The sequence below is a fragment of the Rhizobium sp. L1K21 genome (assembly GCF_024055895.1).
In the GTDB taxonomy this organism is placed as follows: domain Bacteria; phylum Pseudomonadota; class Alphaproteobacteria; order Rhizobiales; family Rhizobiaceae; genus Ensifer_A.
Window position 1 is genome coordinate 2,092,638 of the sequence record NZ_JAMXLE010000001.1, and the last position, 7,964, is coordinate 2,100,601.

Genomic DNA, 7,964 nt, shown 5'->3' on the forward strand with positions numbered 1-7,964 from the left:
CCAGATGAGGAATTTTCCTCAGCGGGCCGGATCGAGCCGCATCACAATGCCAAGATCATCGCTTTCGCGCATGGCCTTGAGCCGCTCTTCGGCCTGGGTTGCTTCGCGCTGACGGTTCCACATCTGCTCGTAGAGACCTTTCTGCTCCAGAAGCTCGGAATGCGTTCCGCGTTCCACGATTTCACCGGCCTTCAAGACAATAATCTCATCGGCCGTGATGACAGTGGAAAGACGGTGGGCGATGACCAGCGTCGTGCGGCCTCTGGAAATGGCATCGAGTGCTGCCTGGATTTCCTGCTCGGTGTGGGTATCGAGCGCAGAGGTCGCCTCGTCCAGCATCAGGATCGGCGGCGCCTTCAGGATCGTGCGAGCAATGGCAACGCGCTGCTTTTCGCCGCCCGAAAGCTTGAGGCCGCGCTCGCCCACCATGGAATCGAAGCCTTCCGGAAGTGAGCGAATGAAGTGGCCAATCTGGGCGACTTCGGCTGCGGCTTCCACCTCCTTGCGGGTGGCTGACGGGCGGCCATAGGAAATGTTGTAGGCAACGGTGTCGTTAAACAGCACCGTGTCCTGCGGCACCATGCCGATGGCGGCGCGCAGGCTCTCTTGGGTCACATCGCGCACATCCTGACCGTCGATGCGGACAGAGCCTTCCTGCACATCGTAGAAGCGATAGAGAAGCCGTGAGAGCGTGGATTTGCCAGCACCAGAGGGGCCAACGACGGCCACGGTCTTTCCCGCAGGCACCTTGAACGAAATGCCCTTGAGGATCGGTCGTGCCTGATCGTAGGCGAAGTGGACATTGTCGAATTCGATTTCACCCTTTTCCACCTGCAACGGTGTCGCGCCGGGCTTGTCGACAACCTCTGCTTCCACGTCGAGCAGCTGGAACATCTGTTCGATATCGGTCAGGCCCTGGCGGATTTCGCGATAGACGAAGCCGATAAAATTGAGCGGGATCGACAGCTGCATGAGCATGGTGTTGATGAAGACGAAATCGCCGATCGTGTGCGTGCCGTTTTGCACCGAAAGGGCGGACAGGACGAGCATGACAGCCGTGCCAACGCCAAAGATAGCAGCCTGGCCGAAGTTCAGCCAGCCAAGCGAGGTCCAGACTTGCGTCGCCGACCGCTCATAGCGCTCCATGGAAGCGTCAAAGCGCTTGGCCTCCATCTCCTCGTTGCCGAAATATTTCACGGTCTCGAAATTCAGGAGCGAGTCGATGGCCTTTGTGTTGGCCTCGGTGTCGGAATCGTTCATGGCGCGGCGAATGCCAATCCGCCAATCACTGGCGCGCACGGTGAACCAGATGTAGAGCCAGACGGTCATCGCGGTCACGAAGAGATAGGAAAAGCCATATCCCCACCAGAAGATGGCGGCGGTCAGTGCGAATTCCAAAAGCGTTGGAACCGTGTTGAGGATGGTGAAGCGCACGATGGCTTCAATGCCCTTTGTACCGCGCTCGATGATGCGCGAGAGCCCGCCGGTGCGCCGTTCGAGATGAAAGCGCAGCGACAGTCTGTGCATGTGCACAAAGGTGCGGAAAGCAAGCTGGCGCACGGCGTGCTGCCCAACACTGGCAAACAGTGCATCGCGCAGCTGATTGAGCCCCGCCTGCACAAGCCGCGCGACATTATAGGCAATGACCAGCATAACCGCACCCAACAGGAATTGCGGCATGAAGTCCGGCGTTGACGGCTTGCCATTCAGTGCGTCTGTTGCCCATTTGAAGAAATAGGGAACCAGCAACAAGACGACTTTGGAAAGAACAAGAAAGAGTGCGGCCCACATGACCCGCATCTTCAGGTCCGGCCGGTCTGATGGCCACATGTAAGGCCAGAGATTACGCAGAGTATTAAACGGATTACTATCGTCCGCAGAGACGGTTTTTCTGGCTTCGGCCATCCCGGGCCTCCCCAATTCTTTTCTTTTCGCTTATTCGGTCAATGAAAATGCGGCAGCTCTTTGCGAAGCCGCCGCATTTTTGACAAATAGGGTTAGCCACACGGCAGCGCAATGCCGCCGTCCGAACTTTATTACCGGGACTGCAAATTCCGGTTTGTCTCCTCAGCCTTCAGGTCGTCTTCCAGAACATCTTGCGGAATTTTGAAGACCTGGCCGGGATTGATCATGTTCGGATCGAGGATTTCCTTCTGGTTGGCCAGATAGATCGTCGTGTAGCGAATGCCCTTGCCATAGAGGCGACGCGATATCTGCCACAGCGTATCGCCACGGCGAATGACCACGGCATTTTCGTCGTTTTCAAGCGGTGCCTGCTCGATCGTCTTCGGGCTTTGGTCAGCGACCTGCGTCTCACTCTGCTCCGAGGCCGGTTTTGCCTGTTCAGACATATTGTCAGCGGAGGCCGCAGGGGGCTCAACCTGTGCAATATTCTCGCTGACGGCATCGGCTGTAACCGGAGCAATGGCCTCTGCTGCGGCCTTTTCGATGCTCGGGATGGCGGCTGCAACCGCTGCCGGGTCATCCTTCAAGCCGTCAAGGATTTTCAGCGCATCCGCAGCACTTGCCGCCGCCTTGTCCGCTGCCGCCATAGTTTGCTGACTGGCTTCCGGTCCCGGCTTGAAGGAAGCTAGCGCATTCAGCGCAATTTTGGTTGCTGAACGCGCAGCGGCCAGTGCATCCGTTTCCGGTGTCTTGCCATCCGCGAAGAGGCCCTTCAAGAGGACCAGCGCCTTGGCGGTTTCCTCGCGCAACTGGGTCAATTGCGAAATCGCCAGGCCGTCGGGCGAGTTTACCGCTGCGGCAGCATTGTCGGTGTTGGCTGCAACGGCAACACGCGCACCTTCTGGACGGTTGAACGGCACGGAGGCGCGAACGACGACCTTTCCGGTGGCCTTTTCGATAACATCAGCGCGAATGATATGGTTGCCCACGGTAAGCGGCATGACACCTTCGGCCACGAAATGCCCTTCTGCATCCGCAGTCGTGTCGCCCACCAGCTTGTCGTCGGCATAGACCTTCAGTGCCGCACCTGGCAGCGCCTCGCCGGCGACATAGATATTGTCGCCTTCCAGCTCGACAGCGGTGACTCGGATCTCGGCTGGCTGTGTCTGCGCCGCTGTGGCTGGTGCAGCGTTTGCCATCTGCGACGTCGCTTCGCCTTGTTCGCTCGATCCCGCATCCTCGGTCTTTGGCTCCGTGGCAGCCGGGGCTGCCGTTTCCGCCTGCGCAGAGGGCGCAGCGTCTGCAGTTTCCTGGGATGGCTGGACCGCGGCTACTTCTGGTTCGGCCTGCGGCATGGTCAAAATGCGGCTTGCCTCACCCGGCTTGGAAACCATGGCAAGCAATTCGCCGCTCTGATCCTCGGGCACGGAAACGGTCGCCACTTCTTCCGACACGGTCGTATTGCCGTCCTTATCCGTCACACGCAGAACCAGCTGGTGATCGCCGGCGGCGAGCGGCTGATCGAGAACGATCGCGAAATCGCCGGTGGCGTCAATGTCCTGCGTTGCAATAACCTTGTCGCCATCAACGAGTTCAATGCGTGCGCCGGGCGTTCCCTTGCCGGCAATCACGGTGGAACCATCCTTTTCGACCCGTAGAACATCGAATGTCGGCATTTGAGCGATTGCCGTTGGTGCTGCCCCGGTCTCACTGTCCTCTTCGGGCGCGGCAGCAACCTTGTCATCGGACTTCATTCCGAAAAAGTCTTTCAAACCGGTCACGGCAGCAGCTGCGTTTTGCGCATCATCGGGGATCGACTTGACCGCTGCGAGCGCTTTGGCGGCGTTTTCCTTCATGCCTGAGACAACGCTATCGACGGCAGACTCAGCACCCTCGGGCGCCTGAAAATCTGTGATGGCCTTCAATGCCGCCTCGGCCTTGGCCTTGGCGTCTGCAAGCTCTTCTTCTGAAGGGATGCGGCCATTTTCAAAAAGGCTCTGAAGGCTTGCTGCTGCTGCTTCGGCATCCGATTTCAGACGCTCGACCTTTTCCATGATTTCGGGGCTCGACAGCGCTTCCTTGACGCGATCAGCCTTGTCGGCGGCATCCCCTGCTGCTTCTTTGGCTGCCTCGGTGACGTCGCCCGCCTTATCGGCCAGCTCATCGGCACCCTTGCGCCCCGGCAAGACAAAGAAAATCATCACGACCGCAGCAATTGCCACAACAAGAAGTGCCACCAGTCCGGCGCGGTTTTTCATCATCGTTTCCATCTCCTGCACGGCCCTGCAGGCCCGCTATGCCGCGCTGCGGCAAATTCCCCTGCCTGATTGCTACCGATTTCTGTGTGTTGACACAAGCTTTTCCCTAAAATCCAAGGGATTACGACCAAAAAAGCCGTGAATTTCTTGACCCAAACTCGCCTTGAATGTCTTGTCAAAGAATGAGCGATAAAACGGATACGATTCGCAGCATCTGCGTATACTGTGGTTCCCGACCGGGACTGGACGCGGCCTATGTGGAGGCTGGACATCAACTTGGCAGAGCCATTGCCGAAAACGGGCTGCGGCTTGTTTACGGCGGAGGCACGCGCGGCATCATGGGTGCAGTTGCCGCAAGCACCATGTCAAATGGTGGAAGCGTTCTCGGGATTATTCCGGAATTTCTGATGAACAAGGAAGCCACCGAAGAGGCGCTGACCGAGCTCACCGAACTGGTGGTGACGGAAAACATGCATCAACGCAAACACCGGATGTTTGAAGAGGCGGACGCCTTTGTGACATTGCCCGGCGGCATCGGCACGCTGGAAGAGATCGTGGAAATCATGACCTGGTCACAGCTCGGCCACCACAAAAAACCGATGGTTTTCGCCAATATCAACGGTTTCTGGGATCCGATGCTGAAGCTTCTGGAGCATATGCGCGCCGCCGGCTTCGTCCATACCGGGCATCTCGTGCAGCCGCTCGTGGTCGACCGCGCAGAGGACATTGTTCCTGCAATTCTCGCCGCAGCGCGCAGCAATGGTGGCGACGACCACGTCATCGACAAGATGTGATCTGCGGATAAAGCCTGAAATCCCTTTACAGGTTTCAGTCCGTCAGCGGCGGTTTGCGGATGAGGTTCCGGATCATCGGCCAGGAATAGATGATGAGCGCCGACCAGATAAAGCCGAATGCAATGAGCTTTTGAAAGCTGAAGGGCTCATGGAACACGAAGACGGCAATCAGGAAGATGAGTGTCGGCGAGATATATTGCATGATGCCGATGGTGGAGAGGCGAAGTCTCTTCGCCCCATTCGCGTACATCATCAGCGGGATGGCCGTTGCAAGGCCGCAGGCCAGCAACAGAAGCATATCCGCATAACCCGTTGAGCCAAAATGCCCCTGCCCGGTAGCCTGCAGATAGATGACGTAAGGAACGGCGGCAATCGACAGGATGGCGACTTCCAAGAAGAAGCCCTGATTGGGGCCAACCGGCAGCGTCTTGCGGAAGAAGGCATAAAAGCCCCAGGAAAACATGAGGATGAGCGAGACCCAGGGCAGACCGCCGGTCTCAAGGCTCAAAATGACCACAGCAATGGCGGCAAGGCCGATGGCGCCCCATTGACCAAGCGTGAGCTTTTCGCGCAACAAGACCGAGGCGAGGAAGATCGAGAACAAGGGATTGATGTAATAGCCGAGCGCTGCCTCGACCGTGTGTCCGGCACCGACGGCCCACACGTAAGTGCCCCAATTGATGGTGATGATCGAGGCTGTGAGGGCGGCCATGGCCAGTATCTTCGGCGAACGGATAGCGGCTTTGAGATCAGCGGTGCGGCGAATTGCAAGCAGCACGGCACCGGCGACGGGAACGGACCAGATGATGCGATGCGCAATCACCTCCACGGGTGACATCAGGGCGGTCGCTTTCAGCAGCAGCGGCAAAAAGCCCCACAGGAGATAGGCCGTCAGCGCGAAGAAGAAGCCTTCGATCGTGTCTTCATTCTTGACGGGCGTTACGATGTTTTGCGGGGCTGCCATTTGACGTCTCGATCATTCCAAAACGCCTGACTACCTGTGGCATTGCGTGATGGGCAAATTCATTTTTTTGAAGTGTGCACTGCACTGTCACAGGCAGTAGGCAAGTCCCTGTTCAAGGTAGACCAGGAAAATATCGGTGCCGAGGTAATACCAGGCGGCAAGGACAGGCAGCAGCAAAAACGCCGAGGCGATGCCACTTGCCAATATCCATGTGGGAACCCGCCCCTCAGCCATCACCTACTCCGCTGCCATCAATCCTGCCTGGCCGCGGTTTTTCATCAGCTTGTAGATGATGGAATCCATCAGGGCCTGGAAGGATGCGTCAATGATATTATCCGAAACGCCAACAGTCCACCAGCGCCGGCCCGAACCATCAGCCGATTCGATGAGAACGCGGGTGATGGCCTCCGTGCCGCCATTGAGGATACGCACCTTGTAATCCACCAGTTCGAGGTCTTCGATTTCCGGCTGGTATTTGCCGAGATCCTTGCGGAAGGCGATATCGAGCGCGTTGACCGGGCCTGAACCTTCGGCAACCGACATGACCTCATTGCCATCGACATCGACCTTCACCACGGCTTCGGAAACGGTTTTCAGGTTGCCATTGGCGTCGAAGCGACGCTCGACCATGACCCGGAAACTCTCGACCTTGAAGAATTCAGGAACCGAGCCCAACGTGTTCAAGGCGAGGATTTCAAAGCTCGCATCGGCGGCCTCATAGGCATAGCCCTGCGCTTCTCGCTCCTTGACGATCGAGATCAGCGTATCAAGGCGCGGATCGTCCTTCGCCACGGTGATGCCGCGGCGCTTGAGCGCATTGAGGAAGTTCGACTTGCCGCCCTGATCGGAGACCATGACCTTGCGCGTGTTGCCGACCGTTTCCGGCTCGACATGCTCATAGGTGCGCGGATCTTTCAAAAGCGCCGAGGCGTGAATGCCGGCTTTGGTCGCAAAGGCAGAGGCGCCGACATAGGGAAGCTGGGTATCAGGCGAGCGGTTCAGCAATTCGTCGAAAGCGCGCGAAAGCTGCGTCAGACCTTCGAGGCGAGTTGCATCAATGCCGGTTTCGAAACGGGTGTTATAGGCGTCCTTGAGGATCAGCGTCGGGATGATGGTTACGAGATTGGCATTGCCGCAGCGTTCGCCAATGCCGTTCAATGTGCCCTGCACCTGGCGCACGCCAGCCTCGATGGCTGCAAGCGAATTGGCCACAGCCTGTCCGGTGTCATTGTGGGCATGGATGCCGAGGTGATCGCCCGGCACGCCATGGGCAATCACGGTTGCGATGATGTCCCTGATTTCGGACGGCTGGGTGCCGCCATTGGTGTCACAGAGAACGACCCATCGTGCACCGGCCTCATAAGCGGTCTTGGCGCAGGCGAGCGCATAGTCCGGGTTGGCCTTGTAACCATCGAAGAAATGCTCGCAATCAACCATCGCCTCCTTGCCGACGCCGACAGCGGCTTTGACAGACTGATCGATGCTTTCCAGGTTTTCTTCATTGGTGCAGCCGAGCGCGACTTCCACATGGTAGTCCCAGCTCTTGGCGACATAACAGATGGCATCCGAACGCGACTGGAGAAGCTGGGCGAGACCCGGATCATTGGAAACGGAGACCCCTGCCCGCTTGGTCATGCCGAAGGCGACGAAAGACGATGTGCTTGTTCGCTTGGCGGAGAAGAAAGCCGTATCGGTCGGGTTGGCACCGGGATAGCCGCCTTCCACATAGTCCAGCCCGAACGCGTCCAGCATCTTGGCAATGGCAATCTTGTCCTCGACAGAGAAATCCACGCCGGGCGTCTGCTGTCCGTCGCGCAGTGTCGTGTCGAAGAGGTAGATGCGTTCTTTGGTCATTGCTTTGTCCCCCGCATCGCAAACGCCCGATTGTCTGTCTGCACGTCCTCGTTCGCTGCGCTCCTGCGGGCGTGCGGGTGCGTCTGCTGCCCGTCGCGCAGTGTCGTGTCGAAGAGGTAGATGCGTTCTTTGGTCATTGCTTTGTCCCCCGCATCGCAAACGCCCGATTGTCTGTCTGCACGTCCTCGT

General features: G+C 58.1%; 6 protein-coding genes and 1 pseudogene. 1 reads left to right on the forward strand and 6 read right to left on the reverse strand.

The annotated features are described in order from the left end of the window. Nucleotides 1-18 precede the first annotated feature (18 nt). Both NHF56_RS10050 and NHF56_RS10055 read right to left on the reverse strand, forming a co-directional pair. Nucleotides 19-1,905, reverse strand: a complete 1,887-nt coding sequence (locus NHF56_RS10050) for an ABC transporter ATP-binding protein/permease (RefSeq protein ID WP_252803919.1) — start codon at nucleotides 1,903-1,905, stop codon at nucleotides 19-21. Nucleotides 1,906-2,036: 131 nt separating this feature from the next. Next, nucleotides 2,037-4,166, reverse strand: a complete 2,130-nt coding sequence (locus NHF56_RS10055; RefSeq protein ID WP_252803921.1) for a LysM peptidoglycan-binding domain-containing protein — start codon at nucleotides 4,164-4,166, stop codon at nucleotides 2,037-2,039. Nucleotides 4,167-4,345: 179 nt separating this feature from the next. Between NHF56_RS10055 and NHF56_RS10060 the strand changes: the two genes are divergently transcribed. Then, the gene (locus NHF56_RS10060) at nucleotides 4,346-4,957 is read left to right on the forward strand and encodes a TIGR00730 family Rossman fold protein (protein ID WP_252803923.1); all 612 of its coding nucleotides are present in this window, start codon (nucleotides 4,346-4,348) and stop codon (nucleotides 4,955-4,957) included. A gap of 34 nt (nucleotides 4,958-4,991) precedes the next feature. On the opposite strand, the gene rarD is transcribed toward NHF56_RS10060, so the two are convergent. The 4 genes and pseudogenes from rarD to NHF56_RS10080 all read right to left on the reverse strand — a co-directional run. Next, a complete protein-coding gene (gene rarD / locus NHF56_RS10065) occupies nucleotides 4,992-5,921 on the reverse strand; it encodes an EamA family transporter RarD (protein WP_252803925.1) in 930 nt (309 codons plus the stop codon). A gap of 87 nt (nucleotides 5,922-6,008) precedes the next feature. Then, on the reverse strand, nucleotides 6,009-6,155 hold the full coding sequence (locus tag NHF56_RS10070; protein ID WP_252803927.1) for a hypothetical protein: 147 nt from the start codon (nucleotides 6,153-6,155) through the stop codon (nucleotides 6,009-6,011). Between the two features lie 3 nt (nucleotides 6,156-6,158). Further along, the gene (cimA, locus tag NHF56_RS10075) at nucleotides 6,159-7,775 is read right to left on the reverse strand and encodes a citramalate synthase (protein ID WP_252803929.1); all 1,617 of its coding nucleotides are present in this window, start codon (nucleotides 7,773-7,775) and stop codon (nucleotides 6,159-6,161) included. Beyond that, nucleotides 7,772-7,964, reverse strand: a pseudogene (locus tag NHF56_RS10080) (hypothetical protein); the annotation flags it as partial. The pseudogene NHF56_RS10080 and the gene cimA, both read right to left, overlap by 4 nt.

What these genes read in the sequence shown, in the direction of transcription:
- NHF56_RS10055 (WP_252803921.1), bottom strand. Translation starts at nt 4,166, where the DNA reads ATGATGAAAAACCGCGCCGGACTGGTGGCACTTCTTGTTGTGGCAATT.
- cimA (WP_252803929.1), bottom strand. Translation starts at nt 7,775, where the DNA reads ATGACCAAAGAACGCATCTACCTCTTCGACACGACACTGCGCGACGGA.
- NHF56_RS10070 (WP_252803927.1), bottom strand. Translation starts at nt 6,155, where the DNA reads ATGGCTGAGGGGCGGGTTCCCACATGGATATTGGCAAGTGGCATCGCC.
- rarD (WP_252803925.1), bottom strand. Translation starts at nt 5,921, where the DNA reads ATGGCAGCCCCGCAAAACATCGTAACGCCCGTCAAGAATGAAGACACG.
- NHF56_RS10060 (WP_252803923.1), top strand. Translation starts at nt 4,346, where the DNA reads ATGAGCGATAAAACGGATACGATTCGCAGCATCTGCGTATACTGTGGT.
- NHF56_RS10050 (WP_252803919.1), bottom strand. Translation starts at nt 1,905, where the DNA reads ATGGCCGAAGCCAGAAAAACCGTCTCTGCGGACGATAGTAATCCGTTT.